Source organism: Rathayibacter sp. VKM Ac-2759, assembly GCF_009834225.1.
Lineage (GTDB): Bacteria > Actinomycetota > Actinomycetes > Actinomycetales > Microbacteriaceae > Rathayibacter.
The window spans coordinates 1,705,636-1,726,717 of the sequence record NZ_CP047176.1; the positions used below are offsets into that span (position 1 = coordinate 1,705,636).

Genomic DNA, 21,082 nt, shown 5'->3' on the forward strand with positions numbered 1-21,082 from the left:
GCACTGTTCAGAGGTGACCTCCGCCGTCTCGCTCCTCGGGAGCGTCCTCTACTTCCTCCTCCTGCTCTACTTCTTCGCCATGTGGGCGCGGTTCGTGCTCGACCTGGTCCGCGTGATCCGTCGCGACTGGCGCCCGCGCGGTGCCGGTCTCGTGGCGGCGGAGACCGTCTACACGGTCACCGACCCTCCGATCTCGTTCTTCCGCCGGCTGATCAAGCCCGTCTCGATCGGGCCGATCGCGCTCGACTTCGGCTGGAGCCTCACCATGCTGTGCGTGATCGTGGGGATGTACATCGCCACATGGCTCCAGGCGGCGTGACGGCCCTCCCGGGTGGGCCCGCTTCGCGTGCCACAGCCCCCGCGCTGTCGCCGTCGGTGCGGTTGCCCCGGTAAGATCGGTGGTCGTGCAGGCCACCCTGCAGCGTCGGCGCCGAATCGTCGGCGTCGATCAGACGTTGTCCGCGGTGCTCGCACTGCGCCGCGCGCTCGAAGTTGCTAGCTTTAGTCGAACGTTTGTCAACGTGTACCTACTTGAAATCGAAGGTGGAAAGCCATGGCGCTCACTCCCGAAGATGTTGTCAATAAGCGGTTCCAGCCGACCAAGTTCCGTGAGGGATACGACCAGGACGAGGTCGACGACTTCCTCGACGAGGTCGTCGTCGAGCTGCGTCGCCTGAACCAGGAGAACGAGGAGCTGCGCCAGCGCCTCTCCGCCGGCGACTCCCGCATCTCCGACCTCCAGCGCGACGGCGGAGCAGCCGCCGCGCCGGCCCCGGTCGTCGACGAGGCCCCCGCACCGGAGCCCGAGCCGGAGCCCGAGCCCGAGCCGGCTCCCGCCCCGGTCGCCGCTCCCGCCGCCTCGCAGGCCGCTCCGGTCGACGAGGCCGAGAGCTCCAGCGGACTGCTGCAGCTCGCGCGCCGTCTCCACGAGGAGCACGTGCGCGAGGGTGCCGAGAAGCGCGACGCGCTGATCGCCGAGGGGCGCGCCACGGCCGCCCGTCTCGTCGCCGAGGCCGAGGCCAAGCAGCGTGCGCAGATCGCCAAGCTCGACGAGGAGCGCGCCGCGGTCGAGGAGCGCATCGACGGTCTCCGCACCTTCGAGCGCGAGTACCGCCAGAAGCTGAAGAGCTACATCGAGGGCCAGCTCCGCGACCTCGACACCCAGCCGGTGTCGGCCGAGGCGTCCTCCTTCCCCGGTTTTGGGGCGTAGTTCCGCCGCAGCGAACGTCAGGCCGAGGGTGCTGGTCACCCTCGGCCTCGTTGCGCTCGCGGTGTTCGCGATCGACCAGATCGCGAAGCACCTGGTCACGACGAACCTCGTCCTCGGCGAGGACGTCCACATCCTGGGCGACGTCCTGATCTTCCACTACGTGAAGAACCCCGGAGCCGCGTTCTCGCTCGCGAGCGGCTCCACCTGGATCTTCTCGATCATCGCCGCGTGCGTGGTCGTCGCCGTCCTCTGGTTCTCTCGGCGCATCCGGTCGACGGCCTGGGCGGTGTTCTTCGGGCTGCTGCTCGGAGGCACGCTCGGCAACCTCTTCGACCGCCTGTTCCGCGAGCCGTCGTTCGGCCTCGGGCACGTGATCGACTTCGTCTACACGCCGTGGCTGCTGCCCGCGATCTACAACATCGCCGACATCTCGATCTGCACGGCGATGGCGATCTTCGTGATCCTCAGCCTGCGCGGGATCGGGCTCGACGGCACGAAGGCGTCGCACACCGACGACGCTCCGCCCGCCGCGGTCGACGCCGGGCCCGAGGGCAGCGACTCCGACCCGCGCGGCGGCGCCTGATGGTCCAGTCCCGCTCCCTCCCCGTCCCGGACGGGCTCGAGGGCCTGCGCGCCGATGCGGCCGTGGCGAAGCTGCTCGGTTTCTCGCGCACCTTCGCGGCCGAGGTCGCCGAGGCCGGGGGAGTGACGGCCGACGGCCGTGTGCTCGACAAGAGCGACCGCGTCTCGGCGGGCTCCTGGCTGGTCGTCGAGTGGTCGCCGAGGGAGGAGCCGCGGATCGTCCCGATCGCGGTCCCGGAGCTCGGCATCGTCCACGACGACGACGACATCGTCGTGATCGACAAGCCCGTCGGCGTCGCCGCCCACCCCGCCGTCGGCTGGGAGGGTCCGACCGTCCTGGGCGCCCTCGCCGCGGCCGGCTTCACGATCGCCACTTCGGGAGCCGCGGAGCGGGCCGGCATCGTCCACCGCCTCGACGCGGGCACGAGCGGACTCATGGTCGTCGCCAAGTCGGAGCGGGCGTACACGCACCTCAAGAGGGCGTTCCACGACCGCACGGTCGAGAAGGTCTACCACGCCGTCGTGCAGGGGCACCCCGATCCGCTCGCGGGCACGATCGATGCTCCGCTCGGCCGCCACCCCTCCTCCGACTGGAAGTTCGCGGTGCGCGCCGACGGCAAGCCCTCGGTCACCCACTACGAGACCATCGAGGCGTTCCCCTTCGCCTCCCTGCTCGAGATCCACCTCGAGACGGGTCGCACCCACCAGATCCGCGTGCACATGGCCGCACAGCGACACCCCTGCGTGGGCGACGCGATGTACGGCGCCGATCCGACGCTCTCGAAGCGCCTCGGTCTCACCCGGCAGTGGCTCGACGCCGTCCGCCTCGGCTTCACGCATCCGGGATCGGGGGAGTGGGTGCAGTTCGAGGCGTCCTACCCCGACGACCTGGACCACGCGCTCGAGGTCCTGCGCGGCGAGTGACACGCCCGGTGACGGCGTCGCCGGGGAGCGGATCGCGCGCTCCCGGCCGATGCCTCCCTCGGCGCGGTTAGACTTTCTGCCGCCCCGGTCGCGACCCTCCCCAGGTCCCCGGTCCCCCCGCCCGCAGTCCGTCGGAGGCGCATCCTTGCCGAGTAACGATTCCTTCGTCCACCTGCACGTGCACAGCGAGTACTCGATGCTCGACGGCGCGGCCCGGGTGAAGCCGCTCATCGAGGCGGCGGTGGAGGAGGGCATGCCGGCGATCGCCGTCACCGACCACGGCAACGTCTTCGGCGCCTTCGACTTCTGGCGGACGGCCACGGCGGCGGGGATCAAGCCGATCATCGGCACCGAGGCCTACCTCACGCCCGGGACGCACCGCTCCGACAAGACCCGCATCCGCTGGGGCGACGGCGGGCAGGACGACGTGTCGGGATCGGGTGCCTACACCCACATGACGCTGCTCAGCTCGACGACCACCGGGATGCACAACCTGTTCCGGCTCTCCTCGCGCGCGTCGATCGAGGGCTACTACTTCAAGCCGCGGATGGACCGCGAGATCCTCGCCGAGCACTCGGAGGGCCTGATCGCCACGACCGGCTGCCCGAGCGGCGAGGTGCAGACGCGCCTGCGTCTCGGGCAGTACAAGGAGGCGCGTCAGGCCGCCGCCGACTACCGGGACATCTTCGGCAAGGAGAACTTCTTCGCCGAGATCATGGACCACGGCCTCGACATCGAGCGCCGCGTCATCGGAGACGTGATCCGCCTCGCGAAGGACCTCGACCTGCCGCTGGTCGCCACGAACGACCTGCACTACACGCACGCCCACGACGCGACCTCGCACGCGGCGCTGCTGTGCGTGCAGTCGGGCACGACGCTGGACGACCCGAAGCGGTTCAAGTTCGACGCCGACGAGTTCTACCTCAAGTCGCCGCGCGAGATGCGCCAGGTGTTCCGCGACCACCCGGAGGCGTGCGACAACACGCTGCTGATCGCCGAGCGCTGCGACGTGCAGTTCGACACCTCCGCCAACTACATGCCCCGCTTCCCCGTCCCCGAGGGCGAGACCGAGGACACGTGGTTCGTGAAGGAGGTCGAGGCGGGCCTCAACGAGCGCTACCCCGACGGCATCTCGCAGGAGGTGCGCGACCGCGCCGACTACGAGACCCGCGTCATCCTGCAGATGGGCTTCCCTGGCTACTTCCTGGTCGTCGCCGACTTCATCAACTGGTCCAAGCGCAACGGGATCCGGGTCGGCCCGGGCCGAGGCTCGGGAGCCGGCTCCATGGCCGCCTACGCGATGAAGATCACCGACCTCGATCCGCTGCGCCACGGGCTGATCTTCGAGCGGTTCCTCAACCCCGACCGCGTCTCCATGCCCGACTTCGACGTCGACTTCGACGACCGTCGCCGCGGCGAGGTCATCCGCTACGTCACCGACAAGTACGGCGACGAGCGCGTCGCGCAGATCGTCACCTACGGCACGATCAAGGCCAAGCAGGCCCTGAAGGACGCCTCGCGGGTGCTCGGCTTCCCGTTCGGCATGGGCGAGAAGCTCACCAAGGCCATGCCGCCCGCGATCATGGGCAAGGACATCCCGCTCACCGGGATCAACGACCCCGAGCACCCCCGCTACAAGGAGGCGCTCGACGTCCGGAACGTGATCGCCGAGGACCCGCAGGCGAAGCTCGTCTTCGACACCGCCCTCGGGCTCGAGAACCTCAAGCGCCAGTGGGGCGTGCACGCCGCGGGCGTCATCATGTCGAGCGACCCGCTCAAGGACATCATCCCGATCATGAAGCGGGAGCAGGACGGCCAGATCGTCACGCAGTTCGACTACCCCGCGTGCGAGTCGCTCGGCCTGATCAAGATGGACTTCCTGGGGCTGCGCAACCTCACGATCATCGACGACGCCCTCGACAACATCCGGGCGAACCGCGGCGAGGACCTCGTCCTCGAGGACCTCGAGCTCGACGACACCGCCGCCTACGAGCTGCTCGCCCGCGGCGACACCCTCGGCGTGTTCCAGCTCGACGGCGGGCCGATGCGCGGGCTCCTGCGGCTGATGAAGCCCGACAACTTCGAGGACATCTCGGCCGTCCTCGCGCTGTACCGGCCCGGCCCCATGGGCGCCGACTCCCACACCAACTACGCGCTGCGCAAGAACGGCATCCAGCAGATCACCCCTATCCACCCCGAGCTCGAGGAGCCCCTCGCGGAGGTGCTCGGCGGCACCTACGGCCTGATCGTGTACCAGGAGCAGGTGATGTCGATCGCGCAGAAGCTCGCCGGCTTCACGCTCGCGCAGGCCGACCTGCTCCGCCGCGCGATGGGCAAGAAGAAGAAGTCCGAGCTCGACAAGCAGTTCGAGGGCTTCTCGGGCGGCATGGCCGACAACGGCTACTCCATGGCCGCGGTGAAGACCCTCTGGGACATCCTGCTGCCCTTCTCCGACTACGCCTTCAACAAGGCGCACTCGGCGGCGTACGGAGTCATCTCGTACTGGACCGCCTACCTCAAGGCGCACTACCCCGCGGAGTACATGGCCGCGCTCCTCACGAGCGTCGGCGACTCCAAGGACAAGATGGCCGCCTACCTCAACGAGTGCCGGCGGATGGGCATCAAGGTGCTCCCGCCCGACGTGAACGAGTCGATCGGCTTCTTCACCGCCGTCGGCACCGACATCCGGTTCGGCCTCGGCGCCGTGCGCAACGTCGGCACCAACGTCGTCGAGGGCATCCGCGCCTCCCGCGAGGAGAAGGGGCGCTTCGAGAGCTTCCACGACTTCCTCCGCAAGGCGCCGCTGCCGGTGGCCAACAAGCGCACGATCGAGTCGCTGATCAAGGCGGGCGCGTTCGACTCGCTCGGCTCGACCCGGCGCGCGCTGGTCGAGATCCACGAGGCCGCCGTCGAGGCCGCGGTCGGCGACAAGCGCAACGAGGCGAACGGCCAGGTCGGCTTCGACTTCGACAGCCTCTGGGACGAACCGCAGGCGGCGATCCAGGTGCCGGAGCGACCCGAGTGGGCCAAGCGCGACAAGCTCGCCTTCGAGCGCGACATGCTCGGCCTCTACGTCTCGGACCACCCGCTCGCCGGGCTCGAGACCGAGCTCGCCAAGCACTACAGCACGACGATCGTCGACCTGCTCGGCTCCGACACGATCGCCGACGGAGAGACCGTGGTCGTCGCCGGGCTCGTGACCAGCGTCCAGCACCGGATGGCGAAGACCTCCGGCAATCAGTACGGGATGATCCAGGTCGAGGACTTCGGCGGCGAGATCACCTGCATGTTCATGGGCAAGGCGTACCAGGAGTTCGCACCGGCCCTCACGAACGACTCGATCGTCGTCGTCCGAGGCCGGGTGAGCATGCGCGACGACGGGATGAACCTGCACGCGTTCAGCCTCTTCGCCCCCGAGCTCAACCAGGACGGCGACTCCGGGCCCCTGACCGTCTCGATGCCGGAGTCGCGCGCGACGACCGACACGGTCTCCCAGCTCAGCGACGTGCTCATCCGGCACTCGGGCCGCACCGAGGTCCGCCTCAAGCTGATCAAGGGCGACACCGCCCGCATCTTCGAGGTGCCGTTCCCGGTCCGCATCACCCCCGACCTGTTCGGCGAGCTCAAGTCCCTGCTGGGGCCGAACTGTCTGTATTGATGTGAAGCCGGTCCCTGCCCGGCTTCGCGCGGTCGGCTCGTCGAGGTGGTCGCGTTCGGTGGAGCGTGGTGCGAACGGCTAGGCCGATTCGCTGGAACGCGAATCGACCGTTCGCCTCGAAGGGGGGCGCCGGCGCCTGCTGAGGAGGGTCCGGCTGCGCCGAGACATGCGTGGGGGAGCAGGGCGCTGGGGGAGGTCCGGCTGCGCCGAGACGGGCTCCGTGTGTTGAGTCCGCTGAAGGGGGTCCGGCTGCGCCGAGACAGGCTTCGTCCGATGTGCCTGCTGGAGGGGTAGCCGCGGAGGGGTGTGTCGAGACCCGTGGGTGTCGGCAGGGCCGTCGGAGAGCACGCGGCGGCCTCGCCTGCCTGCTGGTCGAGTAGCCCCGGAGGGGCGTATCGAGACCCCGCCGGCTTCGGAGACGGGTTCTGCGCGCCGTCCCCTACGCGGTACCGAGGGAACCCGGGACCGTCGAGGGAGCCCGCCCTCTCGGGCGGCCTCGACGGTCTAGGGCTCCCTCGCTGAGGCGGGGGTGAGAGGAGAGCCGTGCCCGCCGGAGGGGGCGGGGGCGGGCCGGTAGACTGGGGCGGCCATGATCCAGACTCTCGACCTCCGGGGCCGTCGTCCGTCCGCGACCGAACTGCTCGCTCTCGTCCCCCGCAATCCGGGCACCAGCGCGAACGTGGGGCCGATCGTCGCCGAGCTGATCGCCGACGTCCGCGCCCGCGGTGCGGAGGCGCTGCTCGAGCAGTCCGAGCGCCTCGACGGAGTCCGCCCGCCGCACCTGCGCGTTCCCGCCGAGCACATCGCCGACGCCGTCCGCGACCTCGACCCGGCGATCCGCCGCGCCCTCGAGGAGGCCATCGACCGGGTCCGCCGGGCGAGCGCCGCGCAGATCCCACCCGCCCGCACCACGCGCCTGGACGACGGGGCCACCGTCACCCAGCGGTGGCAGCCGGTCGGGCGCGCCGGCCTCTACGTCCCGGGCGGCAAGGCCGTCTACCCCTCGAGCGTGATCATGAACGCCGTCCCCGCGCAGGCGGCCGGAGTCGCCTCCGTGGCGATCACCTCGCCCCCGCAGAAGGCGTTCGGCGGCAGCGTGCACCCGACGATCCTCGCGGCCGCCGGTCTCCTCGGCGTCGACGAGGTCTACGCCGCCGGGGGAGCGGGTGCCGTCGCGGCCCTCGCCTACGGCGTCGACTCGATCGGCCTCGAGCCGGTCAACATCGTCACCGGTCCCGGCAACGTCTGGGTGACGACCGCGAAGCGCCAGGTGCTCGGCCAGGTCGGCATCGACTCCGAGGCCGGGCCCACCGAGATCCTCGTGATCGCCGACTCCTCCGCCGACCCGCGACTGGTCGCCGCCGACCTGATCAGCCAGGCCGAGCACGACGAGTCCGCCTCGGTCGTGCTCGTCACGGACGACATCGACCTGGCCCGCGCCGTCGAGCGCGAGGTGGAGGAGCAGGCGGCCCGCACGCACCACGCCGAGCGCGTGGCGATCGCCCTCGGCGGGCCGCAGTCGGCCCTCGTGATCGTCGACGACCTCGACATCGCCTGCGCCTTCAGCGACGCCTACGGCCCCGAGCACCTCGAGCTGCACACCGTCGACCCGGAGGCGACCGCCGAGCGGATCCACGACGCCGGCGCGATCTTCCTCGGCCCCACCTCGCCCGTGAGCCTCGGCGACTACCTGGCCGGCTCGAACCACGTCCTGCCGACCCTCGGTCAGGCGCGCTTCTCGTCCGGACTCGGCGCCTACACGTTCCTCCGCCCGCAGCAGCTGATCTCGTACGACCGCGCAGCCCTCGAGCGCGTCGCCCCGCACATCCGCGCGCTCAGCGACGCCGAGGCGCTGCCCGCGCACGGCGATGCGGTCGACGCTCGCTTCGCCTGACCTCGAGAGGCCCTTCCGATGTTCTGCCCCTTCTGCCGGCACCCCGACTCGCGGGTCATCGACTCGCGCACGAGTGACGACGGCCTGTCGATCCGCCGCCGCCGCCAGTGCCCCGCGTGCGGCCGGCGCTTCTCGACCACCGAGACCGCCAGCCTCGTCGTGATCAAGCGCAGCGGAGTCGTCGAGCCCTTCAGCCGCGAGAAGATCGTGAGCGGAGTGCGCAAGGCGTGCCAGGGCAGGCCGGTCACCGACTCCGATCTCGCCGTCCTCGCGCAGCGGGTCGAGGAGAGCATCCGCTCGACCGGCGCGTCGCAGATCGACGCGAACGACATCGGCCTCGCGATCCTCCCGCCGCTGCGCGAGCTCGACGAGGTCGCGTACCTGCGGTTCGCCAGCGTCTACCAGGCGTTCGACTCGCTAGACGACTTCGAATCGGCCATCCTGCTGCTCCGCGCCGAGCGCGCCGGCGTCGCCCCGAGCGCGGACGAGGTCTGATCGCCGTGTACCCGCTGCTGTTCTCGACCGTCCTCCGCCGGATCGATCCGGAGCGTGCCCACCACCTCGCGTTCCCGGTCATCCGGGCGCTCGGAGTCGTCGCGCCGCTCGTGCGCCGCCTCACGGTGCCGCGCGAAGACCTCTCCGTCGAGACGCTCGGCCTGCGCTTCGAGACGCCCTTCGGAGTCGCCGCAGGCTTCGACAAGGACGCGACCGCCGTCCTCGGGCTCGGGGCGCTCGGGTTCGGCCACGTCGAGGTCGGCACGCTCACCGCGCAGGCGCAGCCCGGCAACGACCGGCCCCGCCTCTTCCGCCTCATCGCCGATCGCGCCGTGATCAACCGGATGGGATTCAACAACCACGGGGCCCGTGCCGCCGCGGGGCGTCTCGCCCGCCTCCGCAACGCCCGCCGGCGCCCGGTGATCGGCGTGAACATCGGCAAGAGCCGCGTGGTCGCCGTCGACGACGCGGTCGAGGACTACCTGATCAGCGCGCGGATGCTCGCGCCGCTCGCCGACTACCTGGTCGTCAACGTGAGCTCGCCCAACACGCCGGGCCTTCGCGGACTGCAGGAGATCGACAAGCTCGAACCCCTGCTGTCCGCCGTGAAGGACGCGGCCGACACCACTCCGCTGCTCGTGAAGATCGCCCCCGACCTCTCGGACGACGAGGTCGCGCGCGTCGCCGGGCTCGCGGTGCGCCTCGGGCTCGACGGCATCATCGCCACCAACACGACGCTCTCCCGCGACGGTCTGCAGACCGATCCCGCGGTCGTCGAGCGCGCCGGAGCCGGCGGACTCTCGGGCGCGCCCCTCGCCGCCCGCTCGCTCGAGGTCCTGCACCTCATCCGCGCCGTCGTCCCGGCCTCGTTCTGCGTCGTCTCGGTCGGTGGAGTCGAGACCGCCGCTGACGTCCAGGCCCGCCTCGACGCCGGCGCCACCCTCGTCCAGGGCTACACCGCCTTCATCTACCGCGGGCCCCTCTGGGGACGTGCCGTCAACCGGGGGCTGCGCGAACTCCGCGGCGCCGTGCGCTGAGTCCGTCCCCGCCGCTGGCACGCGAATCCCTGGTTCGGCTCGCTGAACGACGCTGATACGGAGTCTCCGGACCGAGCGGGAGTCGGTACCCGCTTTCCGCGACCGGGGCCCGTCGGGCGCTCAGCCGTCGTCAGCGGTTCATCGAGCGGAGAAGCCGCTTCGCGTCGGCTTCCGCTCAGGGGAACGGCCCCCGCAGCTGCACGACGGCTCGCTCCCGAGCATCGGGCGGACGGACCTGCACGGAGCGAGGTGCAGCCGAACGCCGGAATGGCGTGCCAGCGATTCCGGCCGGGTGGTCACAGGACCGGAATCGCCTGCCAGCGATTCCGGCCGGGCGGTCGCAGGACGCTCTGTGGAACGCGACGACCTCCGCGAGCCGACCGCGCTGAGGGCGGCAGGGACGCCCTCAGGCTGATCGCGGCTCCGCCGCGATCAGGACGGGTACTGCCGGCGCTTGACCTGGGGCTTCGGGAGGCGCATGACGCGGAGCTGGAGGGCGCGCATCGCGGCGTACCAGCGGATGCCCTTCTCGACCTTGTCGGCTCCGTAGCGCTCGGCCAGCTTCTTGCGCAGGCGGATGCCGAGCAGGATGCAGTCGATGACCGCGAGGAGGAAGAAGAGCCAGAGGATGACGAGCGTCGCGTACTGCAGCTCGGGCTGCGGGAAGAAGCTCAGCAGCAGCACGACGACCATGACCGGGATGAGGAACTCGCCGAGGCTGAAGCGCGCGTCCACCCAGTCGCGGACGAACTTGCGCTGAGGGCCCTTGTCGCGCAGCGGAAGGTAGCGCTGGTCGCCGGCGGCCATGCCCACGCGGGCCTGCTCGCGCTGGACGGCGGCCTTCTCGCGGGCGTCGCGGGCGGCCTGCTTGCGGTCCGTGACGACGAGGGGGCGCTTGCGGGCCAGCTCCTGCTCGCGACGCGTCGGCGTCGGCCGGCCCTTGCCGGACGCAGCGGGGGTCGCGTCGTCGGGGCTGTCGGTTGCGATCGGGGGCTTGGCCACGGGGAACGTCCTTGGTATCGAGGGAGTTTCCTAAGATTACCTCCATGGTCCACGACGCTCCGACTCCGCCGTCCACACTCTCCGCCGACGAGGAGGCGGTGCTCGCCGCCGTCCGCGACGACCTGCCCCGCTCGCTCGCCGAGCTCGGCCGGCTCGTGCGCATCCCCTCCGTCTCCTGGGACGGCTTCGACGCCACGCGGGTGGCCGCCAGCGCCGAGGCGATCGCCGAGCTGGCACGCGAGACCGGTGCCTTCGACGACGTGTCGATCCGCCGCTCGACCATCGGCGACTCCGGAGTCCTGGGCCAGCCCGCGGTGCTCGCGACCCGTGCCGCCCGCAACGGTGCGCCCACGGTCCTCCTCTACGCGCACCACGACGTGCAGCCGCAGGGAGCCGAGTCGTCGTGGGACACCCCTCCGTTCGAGCCGACCGTGCGGGGCGACCGTCTCTACGGGCGCGGTGCCGCCGACGACAAGGCCGGGGTCGTCTCGCACCTCGCCGCGGTGCGGGCGCTGCGCGAGGTGGCGGGCGAGGATCACGACCTCGGGCTCGTTCTCTTCATCGAGGGCGAGGAGGAGTTCGGCTCGCGCTCGTTCCCGACCTTCCTCCGCGAGCACCACGACGCGCTGCGCGCCGACGTGATCGTCGTGGCCGACAGCGACAACTGGGACATCGACACTCCGTCGCTCACGGTGGGTCTGCGCGGCAACGTCACCTTCACCCTCAACGTCCGCACGCTCGACCACGCGTCGCACTCGGGCATGCTCGGCGGTGCGGTCCCGGACGCGATGCTCGCGACCCTCCGCCTGCTCTCGACGCTCTGGACCGAGACGGGCGCCGTCGCGGTCGAGGGCCTCACCGAGCACGACGGTGCCGTGCCGGACGTCGAGGAGGCCGAGTTCCGGCGGGACGCGGGAGTCCTGGAGGGCGTGTCCCTGATCGGGGGCGGGCCGATCCTCTCGCGCGTCTGGTCGAAGCCGTCGATCACGGTGACCGGCATCGACGCGCCGAGCGTCGTCGACGCGTCGAACACGCTCAGCCCGGCGATCACCGTCAAGATCAGCGCCCGGATCGCTCCCGGTCAGGCCGCGCCGGAGGGCTTCGCCGCTCTCGAGCGCCACCTGCGCGCGCACGCGCCGTTCGGTGCCCACCTCGAGATCGACGACGTCGACACGGGGGAGCCCTTCCTCGTCGACACCTCGGGCTGGGCCGTCGGACTCGTGAAGGACGCGATGGCCGACGCCTGGGGGCGCGACGCCCTCGAGACGAGCGCGGGAGGCAGCATCCCCTTCATCGCCGACCTCGTCCGCGAGTTCCCGGCCGCGCAGATCCTCGTCACCGGAGTGGAGGACCCCGACTCGCGGGCGCACAGCCCGAACGAGTCGCTGCACCTCGGAGTCTTCAAGCGGGCCGCGCAGACGGAGGCGCTGTTCCTCCTCCGTGCGGCCGCGCACCGCGACGAGTGAGTCACCGGATCCGGAATACCCGGGTCCGTCCGCCGGTTGCCACCGTAGAATCGGAGGCTCACGCCGTCCGATCCGGCCCGTTCCCCGAGGAGTGACATGTCCGACACGACACTGACAGCCGAGACGACGCCCGCGACCAGCGCGCACGGCGTCTCGATGACCGAGACGGCCGCGGCCAAGGTGAAGAGCCTCCTCCAGCAGGAGGGCCGCGACGACCTGCGCCTGCGCGTCGCCGTCCAGCCCGGCGGCTGCTCCGGTCTCATCTACCAGCTCTACTTCGACGAGCGCACGCTCGACAACGACGCGGTGGTCGAGTTCGAGGGCGTCGGCCTCGTGGTCGACAAGATGAGCGTCCCCTACCTCGACGGCGCCTCGATCGACTTCGAGGACACCATCCAGAAGCAGGGCTTCACGATCGACAACCCGAACGCCCAGGGCAGCTGCGCCTGCGGCGACAGCTTCCACTGATCGGCGACACGCCGCACGGATCACGGCGCCCGACAGCCCCCTCGAGGGGCCGTCGGGCGCCGTTCGTCGTCCCTGCCACTGCGAGCCCCGGGCGTCAAGAGCGGGCTCGTTGCACCGGGGTCCGGGACCGGCAGAGTAGACTAACGACGGTCTAATACAGTTTCGTGTGAACTGGTCCCCAGTCTTCCGAAAGGTCACCGGTGCGCTTCAATCGCCGTATCCGCAGATGGGTCGCTGCCCCCGTCGCAGGAGCCCTCGCCCTCGTTCTCGCGGGCTGCACGCAGGAGCAGCTCCAGGGCTGGCTCCCCACCGAACCCGGGACGACGAACCACGTCGACCGCGTCATCGGACTCTGGGTCACCTCCTGGATCGTCCTGCTGGCGGTCGGTGTGATCACGTGGGGTCTCACCATCTGGGCGGTCGTCGTCTACCGCCGCCGGAAGGGCCAGACCGGCCTTCCCGTGCAGCTGCGGTACAACATGCCGATCGAGATCTTCTACACGATCGTGCCCCTCATCCTCGTGATCGGCTTCTTCGCCTTCACCGCGCGCGACCAGGCCGCCATCGAGCAGCCCTACGACGACCCCGACGAGACCATCCAGGTCTACGGCAAGCAGTGGGCGTGGGACTTCAACTACGTCGACGAGGACGTCTACTCCGCCGGCATCCAGGGCCAGTACGAGGGAGGCGGCGACGCCGCCGGTTCGCTCGTCGAGTCCGAGGTGCCGACCCTCTACCTGCCCGTCGGCAAGAAGATCACGATCCAGCTCGATGCTCGCGACGTGATCCACTCCTTCTGGGTCGTGGACTTCCTCTACAAGAAGGACATGATCCCCGGCAAGACGAACTTCATGTACGTCACGCCGCTCAAGGAGGGGACCTACGCCGGCAAGTGCGCCGAGCTCTGCGGCGAGTACCACTCCGCGATGCTCTTCAACGTGAAGGTCGTCTCCGAGGGCGAGTACGAGGACTACATCCAGTCGCTGCGCGACGCGGGCCAGACCGGCCAGCTCGGCGCGGAGTACGACCGCAACAGCAACCTGCCCGGCACCGACGCGCCGGTCCGCACCGAGAACGAGGAGTAAGGGAGCATGAGCACCGCGACAGCACCCGCACCGTCCCGCGCGTTCGGTACACCACCGGTCGAGCGCAAGGCGAACGTCCTCGTTCGCTGGATGACGTCCACCGACCACAAGGTCATCGGGTACATGTACCTGATCACCTCGTTCATCTACTTCTGCATCGCGGGAGTGATGGCCCTGGTCATCCGCGCGCAGCTCTTCGAGCCCGGCCTCGCCGTGGTCGAGACGCGCGAGCAGTACAACCAGCTCTTCACGATGCACGGCACGATCATGCTGCTGATGTTCGCGACGCCGCTCTTCGCCGGCTTCGCCAACGTGCTGATGCCGCTGCAGATCGGCGCCCCCGACGTCGCCTTCCCGCGCCTCAACGCGTTCGCCTACTGGCTCTACAGCTTCGGCTCGCTCATCGCGGTCGCCGGCTTCGTCACCCCCCAGGGAGCGGCGTCCTTCGGCTGGTTCGCCTACGCGCCTCTGTCGAGCACGACGTTCTCACCGGGCCTCGGCGGCAATCTCTGGGTCTTCGGGCTCGCGCTCTCGGGCTTCGGCACGATCCTCGGCGCCGTGAACTTCATCACGACGATCATCACGATGCGCGCGCCGGGCATGACCATGTTCCGCATGCCGATCTTCACGTGGAACATCCTCGTGACGTCGATCCTCGTCCTGCTGGCCTTCCCCGTCCTCGCCGCCGCGATGTTCGCCCTCGGGGCCGACCGCGTGTTCGACGCGCACATCTACGACGCGGCCAACGGCGGCGTGCTGCTCTGGCAGCACCTGTTCTGGTTCTTCGGCCACCCCGAGGTGTACATCATCGCGCTGCCGTTCTTCGGCATCGTGTCCGAGGTCTTCCCGGTGTTCAGCCGCAAGCCGATCTTCGGGTACAAGACGCTGATCTACGCGACGATCGCGATCGCGGCCCTCTCGGTCACCGTCTGGGCGCACCACATGTACGTGACCGGCTCGGTCCTCCTGCCGTTCTTCTCGCTGATGACGATGCTCATCGCGGTTCCGACCGGCGTGAAGATCTTCAACTGGATCGGCACGATGTGGCGCGGATCGGTGACCTTCGAGACCCCGATGATCTGGGCGATCGGCTTCCTGATCACCTTCACCTTCGGCGGCCTCACCGGCGTCATCCTCGCCTCGCCCCCGCTCGACTTCCACGTCTCCGACTCCTACTTCGTCGTGGCGCACTTCCACTACGTCGTCTTCGGAACCGTCGTCTTCGCGATGTTCTCGGGCTTCTACTTCTGGTGGCCCAAGTGGACCGGCAAGATGCTGAACGAGACGCTGGGCAAGTGGCACTTCTGGCTGCTCTTCATCGGCTTCCACACCACGTTCCTCATCCAGCACTGGCTCGGCGTCGTGGGCATGCCCCGTCGCTACGCCAGCTACCTTCCTGAGGACGGCTTCACCTGGATGAACCAGCTGTCGACCATCGGAGCGATGATCCTCGCGGTCTCGCTGATCCCGTTCTTCCTCAACGTGTACATCACGGCACGGAAGGCGCCGAAGGTCACCGTGAACGACCCGTGGGGCTTCTCGCGGTCGCTCGAGTGGGCGACCTCCTGCCCGCCGCCCCGGCACAACTTCACGTCGATCCCGCGCATCCGCAGCGAGGCTCCGGCCTTCGACCTCAACCACCCCGAGGCCGGCATCCCCGTCGGAATCGGTCCGGCCAAGGATGCGCCCGACGCCCCCACGTACGACAAGTCCGAAGGCACGGTGAAGTAGGGCCATGCGCGCGAACGTCAATCTCTTCTGGCTGCTGGCAGGCTTCTTCCTCCTCGCCGACGCCATCTACGTCACCTGGTCCCTGATCGACACCGGTCAGGTGGAGTGGGTCGGCACCGTGGGCATCGCGCTCTCGGCGGTGCTGGGCGCGTTCATCGCGTTCTACGTCGGCCGCGTGCACAAGGCGCAGGGCGCCGAGCTGCCCGAGGACCGCCTGGACGCGGACATCGACGACGGCGACCCCGAGCTGGGCTTCTTCAGCCCGTGGAGCTGGTGGCCGCTGATCCTCGGCGGGTCCGCTGCGCTGGCCTTCCTCGGCCTCGCAGTCGGCTTCTGGATCACCTACATCGCGGTCGGGCTGTTCCTCGTCGCGATCGCCGGCTGGGTCTACGAGTACTACCGCGGGTACTTCGCCCGCTAGACACGACGCACGGCCTCGAGGGCCGGGTGCGGAGGATCCACTCCTCTGCACCCGGCCCTTCGTGGTTTCCGCCGCGGCGACTGCTCCGGGGCGCGGACTCCGACGGGCGCATCGGCGGGTGACGGCGGAGGCGGGCCTGAGTAGCCTCGTCGCATGACCGACCGCGCCGTGCCGAACCTGCCGTCCCGCGACTTCGACGTCACCACGGAGTTCTACGGAGCGCTCGGGTTCGCCCCGGCGTACCGTGACGACGGCTGGCTGATCCTGCTCCACGACGGGCTCGAGCTCGAGTTCTTCCGATTCCCGGGCCTCGAGCCGGAGACGAGCTCGTTCCGCTGCAGCATCCGCGTCGACGACGTCGACGCTCTGTACGCGCGCCTTCTCGCTGCCGGTGTCGCGGAGACGGACATCGGACGACCGAGGCTCCAGCCCGTGCGCGCGCAGCCCTGGGGGCAGCGCGTGGGCTTCCTCGTGGACCCCGATGGGACGCAGCTGCAGCTGATCGAGGAGAGCGCTCCACCCGTCTCCTCGTCGCTGTCCGGACGCGCTCCCGGCGCGATTCCCTACCTCTTCCTCTCCGGTTGCGCTCGGGAGGCGCTGGAGTTCTACCGCAGTGTGTTCCGCGGCGAGCTCGAGGTGCACACGCGCTCGGAGTTCGGACGTCTGGACGGGTCGCCCGAGGCCATCGCCCACGGTGCGCTCCACGGGCCGGTCCCGCTCTTCGCCGCGGACGAGGACGCCTCCGCACCGATCCGGACGTCCGGGATGGCCCTGTCGCTGCTCGGGGCCGCTGATCCGGAGACGACCGAGCGGTGGTTCGCTCTGCTGTCGGAGGGAGCGACCGACACGGATCCGCTCCAGGAGCGTCCGTGGGGCGACCACGACGGCCAGCTGACCGACCGGTTCGGCGTCCGCTGGCTGCTCGGCTACTCGGGGTGACCGGCGGCACCGCGGGAGAGGCAGGAGGAGCCCTCTCCTCGAACTCGTCGACTCAGCCTGACCGGCTGAGGTGTCGCTGCTGACCTCCGCGGTGCGCAGCGTCGAAGCGCGACTCGCCGCGCTCGTGCATCCGGTCGTCGTCGGGATCGGGCGCTCAGGGCGCCTGTGGGGCGTGGAGAGCATCTGACGCACTCTCGCTGCCGCGGGTCAGCGGTCGCATCCGATCGTCGATGAGGAGGCCGGTCAGCGGGTCGCGGATTCGCTCCTGCTGCTCACCTACCGCGTGGACCGCGGGGGAGCCCGGAGCCGGCACTCGTCGCTACAGGACCACTCGGGCGGCTCTCCGCGCCTCCGCTTCCTCCAGGGGATGTCGGTCGCGGACCGCGACGGCTGAGGCCCCTCCGCAGGCAGGGGCGAGCATCACGGGACGCGAACGCCGAAGGGCCCGGACGACGGATCGTCCGGGCCCTTCGGCGAGAGGGAGTGTCAGTGCTCGCTGTGCGAGGACTCCAGCTCCTTCTGGGTGACGGGGGTGATGCGGTCCTCGAAGAACCAGCGCGAGAGACCGGCACGCACACGCTGCGGGGCGGTGATGCGACCGCGCGCGTCGGGACGGATCATCAGCGGCTGGTACTCGTCCTGGCTGACCAGCTTCCAGCGCTCGTACTCGTCGAGCTGCTGGTGCACCTCGATGAACTCCCCGCCGGGGAGGCGGACGATGCGGCCCGACTCGAAGCCGTGCAGGGCGATCTCGCGGTCCTTCTTCTGCAGGGCGAGGCAGATGCGCTTCGTGATGAAGAACGCGATGAAGGGGCCGACGATGACCGCGAACTGCAGGGCGTGGATGACGCCCTCCATCGTGAGGTGGAAGTGCGTCGCGATGATGTCGGACGACGCGGCGGCCCAGAGGCCGGCGTAGAACGTGACACCGGCGGCGCCGATGGCGGTGCGGGTCGCGGCGTTGCGCGGGCGGTCGAGCAGGTGGTGCTCGCGCTTGTCACCGGTGATCCAGGCCTCGATGAACGGGTAGAGCATCACCAGGACGATGAACAGCCCCAGGCCGCCGAGCGGGATCAGGATGTTGAACGACAGCGTGCCGATGCCCGGGATGGCCCACTCGAGTCCCGGCGGGATCAGGCGCAGAGCGCCGTCTGCGAAGCCGATGTACCAGTCGGGCTGGGTTCCCGCGGAGACGGGGGAGGGGTCGTAGGGTCCGTAGTTCCAGATCGGGTTGATCGTGAATAGCGACGCGATGAGGACCACGACACCGAAGACGATGAAGAAGAATCCACCGGCCTTCGCGGCGTAGACCGGGAGCACCGGGTAGCCGACGACGTTCTGCTCGGTCTTGCCCGCACCGGGGAACTGGGTGTGCTTGTGGACGACCACGAACACGAGGTGCAGCGCGATGAACGCGAGGACCAGCGCCGGCAGCAGCAGGATGTGCAGCGTGTACAGGCGTCCGACGATGTCGGTACCGGGGAACTCGCCGCCGAAGAGGAGGAACGAGATCCAGGTGCCGACGATCGGGATGCCCTTGACCATGCCGTCGATGATGCGGAGGCCGTTGCCCGAGAGCAGGTCGTCGGGGAGGGAGTAGCCGGTGAAGCCCTCGGCCATCGCGAGGATGAAGAGGACGAAGCCGATGACCCAGTTGAGCTCGCGCGGCTTGCGGAACGCACCGGTGAAGAAGATGCGGAGCATGTGCAGGCCGATCGAGGCCACGAACAGCAGGGCCGCCCAGTGGTGGATCTGGCGCATCAGCAGGCCGCCGCGGATGTCGAACGAGATGTCGAGCGACGAGGCCATCGCCGCGGACATCTCGATGCCCTTGAGCGGCAGGTAGCTGCCCTCGTAGTGCGTCTCGACCATCGAGGCCTGGAAGAAGAACGTGAGGAAGGTGCCCGACAGCAGGATGATGACGAAGCTGTAGAGCGCCACCTCACCCAGCAGGAAGGACCAGTGGTCGGGGAAGATCTTGCGACCGAACTCCTTGACGACCGCGGAGATGCTGGTGCGCTCGTCGATGTAGTTCGAGGCGGCTCCGACGTAGCCCTTCTGCAGCTTGCCGCTGCCGAGGATGACGCCGTCGCCCTGCTCGGCGGGGGAGCCGGCGGGGCGGGAGGGGGTGGTGGTGGACATGTGAGTCATCGCTCCCAGAAGGACGGACCGACGGGCTCCGTGAAGTCGCTCTGCGCGACCAGATAGCCCTCGTCGTCGATGGTGATGGGCAGCTGCGGAAGCGGGCGCTTCGCGGGTCCGAAGATCACAGCGGCTTCACGCGTGATGTCGAACTGCGACTGGTGGCACGGGCACAGCAGGTGGTGGGTCTGCTGCTCGTACAGCGCCACGGGGCAGCCGACGTGCGTGCAGATCTTGGAGTAGGCGACGATCCCGTCGTAGTTCCAGGTCTCGCGACCCTCGCTGACGATCAGGTCCTCCGGCTTCAGGCGCATCAGGAGGACGGAGGCCTTGGCCTTCTCCTCCAGCTTGCCCTCGACCTCGTCCAGCCCCTCGGGGATGACGTGGAAGGCGGAGCCCAGGGTGACGTCCGACGCGAGGATCGGGGCACCGGAGGGGTCCAGGGTGAGCCTCGTGCCCTCGCGCCACATGGTGGTCTTGAGGAGGGCGACGGGGTTCTGGTCCTGCGGGCCGAGGCCGCGGAACAGGATCACGGCGGGCAGGGGGAAGACGACCAGGGCGCCGATGAGGCTGTTCCGGACGAGGGAGCGGCGGCCGAAGCCGGACTCCTTGTCGGACTGGTCGAAGATCTCGAGCGCACGGGCACGGGTGTCCTCGGCGCTGCGGACGGGGTGGCGGATGTCGATGCCCTCGTGGTCGGACATCAGCTGCTTGCCCCAGTGGACGGCGGCGATGCCGATGCCCAGCAGCGCGAGCGACATGCCGAGCCCGATGAACAGCGTGTTCAGGCGGACCGACGAGACGTCCTCCGTGATCGGGAAGGCCATGTACGCGGCGACCGCGAAGATGGAGCCCGCGAACGACAGGTAGAAGAGCGTGTACACCGTGCGCTCGGCACGCTTCTCGACCTTGGGGTCGAGATCGGTCATCCGGGGGCGGTGCGGCGGGAGACCCGGGTCCTGGACGCGTCCCCGCGTCACGACCGCGGTGCCGGCCGGAGCCGTCCCGTGCCCGGTGGCCGACGAGGTGGCGAGGTCCGTGCCACCCTCATCGTGCTCTGCCATGGTTCTCCTTCTCACGCCGTGGTCTCCGGCGCCTCATCGGCACGGTCGGTGCCTGTCTTCAGTTCGATGCCGTGCGGGGAGCGCCCGTCGGGGCGCAGGTGCTCGCTAGTTCGATCGGGCGGTGATCCAGACCGTCAGCGCCACGATGGCGCCGAGGCCGAAGATCCAGAGGAAGAGGCCCTCTGCGACCGGTCCGAGGGAGCCGAGCGCGAATCCGCCCGGGGAGGGGTTGTTCTCGATGTACTTGAGGTACGAGATGATGTCGCGCTTGTCTTCCGGCGAGATGTTGAGGTCGTTGAAGACGGGCATGTTCTGCGGCCCGGTCACCATCGCCTCGTAGATGTGCGCCTCGGTCACGCCGCCCAGCGGGGGAGCGAACTTGCCCTCGGTCAGCGCGCCACCGGCACCGGCGACGTTGTGGCACATCGCGCAGTTGATGCGGAAGAGCTCGGCGCCGTTGGCGGTGTCGCCCTGGCCGTCGAGGACCTCGCCCTCGGGGATCGCGGGGCCGGGAGCGAGGGAGGCGACGTAGGCGGCCAGCTCGGCGACCTGCTCGTCGGTGAACTGGACGGGCTTCTCGAGCGCCTGCGGCCCCTGCATCTGCATGGGCATGCGACCGGTGCCGACCTGGAAGTCGACCGAGGCGGCGCCGACGCCGATGAGCGACGGGGCGTTGTCGGTGCCGGCGGCGTCGAGACCGTGGCAGGTCGCGCAGTTCGCGGCGAAGAGCTTCGAGCCCTCGTCGATCGTCTGCTGGCTGTTCGCCGACGTCTCGGCGGAGGCCGAGGTGGCGACGCCGACGGCCGCGTAGGTGCCGCCCGTCAGGCCGAGGCCGATGGCGATCAGGGCCAGCGTGGCGAGAGGGTGGCGGCGACCCTTCTTGGCGCGGCTCTTCGTCTTCGGGGAGGCCATCGAGGCAACCTTCCTGCGGGGATCGGGGGTGGAGTCCATCGGTGCCACTCGG

17 protein-coding genes and 1 pseudogene are annotated in these 21,082 nt (G+C 69.6%); 14 read left to right on the forward strand and 4 right to left on the reverse strand.

Annotated elements, in window-relative coordinates; genetic code table 11:
• Positions 1-13: 13 nt before the first annotated feature.
• The 8 genes from GSU68_RS07820 (at position 14) to GSU68_RS07855 (ending at position 9,800) form a co-directional block, all read left to right on the forward strand.
• Positions 14-319 carry a YggT family protein gene (locus GSU68_RS07820; RefSeq protein ID WP_279631060.1) on the forward strand — a complete coding sequence of 102 codons (306 nt, stop codon included), beginning with the start codon at positions 14-16 and terminating at the stop codon, positions 317-319.
• A gap of 234 nt (positions 320-553) precedes the next feature.
• Positions 554-1,210 carry a DivIVA domain-containing protein gene (locus tag GSU68_RS07825; protein ID WP_159907038.1) on the forward strand — a complete coding sequence of 219 codons (657 nt, stop codon included), beginning with the start codon at positions 554-556 and terminating at the stop codon, positions 1,208-1,210.
• A gap of 28 nt (positions 1,211-1,238) precedes the next feature.
• On the forward strand, positions 1,239-1,793 hold the full coding sequence (gene lspA / locus GSU68_RS07830; RefSeq protein WP_244259432.1) for a signal peptidase II: 555 nt from the start codon (positions 1,239-1,241) through the stop codon (positions 1,791-1,793).
• On the forward strand, positions 1,793-2,716 hold the full coding sequence (locus GSU68_RS07835) for an RluA family pseudouridine synthase (RefSeq protein ID WP_159907040.1): 924 nt from the start codon (positions 1,793-1,795) through the stop codon (positions 2,714-2,716). Before lspA ends, GSU68_RS07835 begins: the two co-directional genes overlap by 1 nt.
• 145 nt (positions 2,717-2,861) lie before the next feature.
• Positions 2,862-6,374 carry a DNA polymerase III subunit alpha gene (dnaE, locus tag GSU68_RS07840; protein ID WP_279631061.1) on the forward strand — a complete coding sequence of 1,171 codons (3,513 nt, stop codon included), beginning with the start codon at positions 2,862-2,864 and terminating at the stop codon, positions 6,372-6,374.
• A 589-nt stretch (positions 6,375-6,963) separates the two neighbouring features.
• Complete coding sequence (gene hisD, locus GSU68_RS07845) at positions 6,964-8,268, forward strand: histidinol dehydrogenase (protein ID WP_159907044.1); 1,305 nt, start codon at positions 6,964-6,966, stop codon at positions 8,266-8,268.
• An 18-nt stretch (positions 8,269-8,286) separates the two neighbouring features.
• Positions 8,287-8,763 carry a transcriptional regulator NrdR gene (nrdR, locus tag GSU68_RS07850; protein WP_159907046.1) on the forward strand — a complete coding sequence of 159 codons (477 nt, stop codon included), beginning with the start codon at positions 8,287-8,289 and terminating at the stop codon, positions 8,761-8,763.
• A 5-nt stretch (positions 8,764-8,768) separates the two neighbouring features.
• Positions 8,769-9,800: a quinone-dependent dihydroorotate dehydrogenase gene (locus GSU68_RS07855; RefSeq protein WP_159907048.1), complete on the forward strand. Its 1,032-nt coding sequence runs from the start codon at positions 8,769-8,771 to the stop codon at positions 9,798-9,800.
• A gap of 432 nt (positions 9,801-10,232) precedes the next feature.
• Here the strand turns inward: GSU68_RS07855 and GSU68_RS07860 are convergent, their stop codons facing one another.
• Positions 10,233-10,802, reverse strand: coding sequence for a DUF3043 domain-containing protein (locus tag GSU68_RS07860; protein WP_208544665.1), 570 nt, complete (start codon positions 10,800-10,802; stop codon positions 10,233-10,235).
• Between the two features lie 44 nt (positions 10,803-10,846).
• On the opposite strand from GSU68_RS07860, the gene GSU68_RS07865 reads away from it, so the two are divergent.
• From GSU68_RS07865 to GSU68_RS07890, 6 genes and pseudogenes are all read left to right on the forward strand, one after another.
• A complete protein-coding gene (locus GSU68_RS07865; protein WP_159907050.1) occupies positions 10,847-12,268 on the forward strand; it encodes a dipeptidase in 1,422 nt (473 codons plus the stop codon).
• A 96-nt stretch (positions 12,269-12,364) separates the two neighbouring features.
• Complete coding sequence (erpA, locus tag GSU68_RS07870; protein ID WP_159907052.1) at positions 12,365-12,736, forward strand: iron-sulfur cluster insertion protein ErpA; 372 nt, start codon at positions 12,365-12,367, stop codon at positions 12,734-12,736.
• A 200-nt stretch (positions 12,737-12,936) separates the two neighbouring features.
• A complete protein-coding gene (gene coxB / locus GSU68_RS07875; protein WP_159907054.1) occupies positions 12,937-13,821 on the forward strand; it encodes a cytochrome c oxidase subunit II in 885 nt (294 codons plus the stop codon).
• A 6-nt stretch (positions 13,822-13,827) separates the two neighbouring features.
• Positions 13,828-15,552: a cytochrome c oxidase subunit I gene (gene ctaD / locus GSU68_RS07880; RefSeq protein ID WP_159907056.1), complete on the forward strand. Its 1,725-nt coding sequence runs from the start codon at positions 13,828-13,830 to the stop codon at positions 15,550-15,552.
• Positions 15,553-15,556: 4 nt separating this feature from the next.
• Positions 15,557-15,973 carry a cytochrome c oxidase subunit 4 gene (locus tag GSU68_RS07885; protein WP_159907058.1) on the forward strand — a complete coding sequence of 139 codons (417 nt, stop codon included), beginning with the start codon at positions 15,557-15,559 and terminating at the stop codon, positions 15,971-15,973.
• 153 nt (positions 15,974-16,126) lie between these two features.
• Positions 16,127-16,480, forward strand: a pseudogene (locus GSU68_RS07890) (bleomycin resistance protein); the annotation flags it as partial.
• Between the two features lie 918 nt (positions 16,481-17,398).
• Here the strand turns inward: GSU68_RS07890 and GSU68_RS07900 are convergent.
• From GSU68_RS07900 to GSU68_RS07910, 3 genes are all read right to left on the reverse strand, one after another.
• Positions 17,399-19,054 carry a ubiquinol-cytochrome c reductase cytochrome b subunit gene (locus GSU68_RS07900; RefSeq protein ID WP_159907060.1) on the reverse strand — a complete coding sequence of 552 codons (1,656 nt, stop codon included), beginning with the start codon at positions 19,052-19,054 and terminating at the stop codon, positions 17,399-17,401.
• A 5-nt stretch (positions 19,055-19,059) separates the two neighbouring features.
• Positions 19,060-20,118: a Rieske 2Fe-2S domain-containing protein gene (locus GSU68_RS07905; RefSeq protein ID WP_159907062.1), complete on the reverse strand. Its 1,059-nt coding sequence runs from the start codon at positions 20,116-20,118 to the stop codon at positions 19,060-19,062.
• A 105-nt stretch (positions 20,119-20,223) separates the two neighbouring features.
• Complete coding sequence (locus tag GSU68_RS07910; RefSeq protein ID WP_159907064.1) at positions 20,224-21,030, reverse strand: c-type cytochrome; 807 nt, start codon at positions 21,028-21,030, stop codon at positions 20,224-20,226.
• Positions 21,031-21,082: the final 52 nt, after the last annotated feature.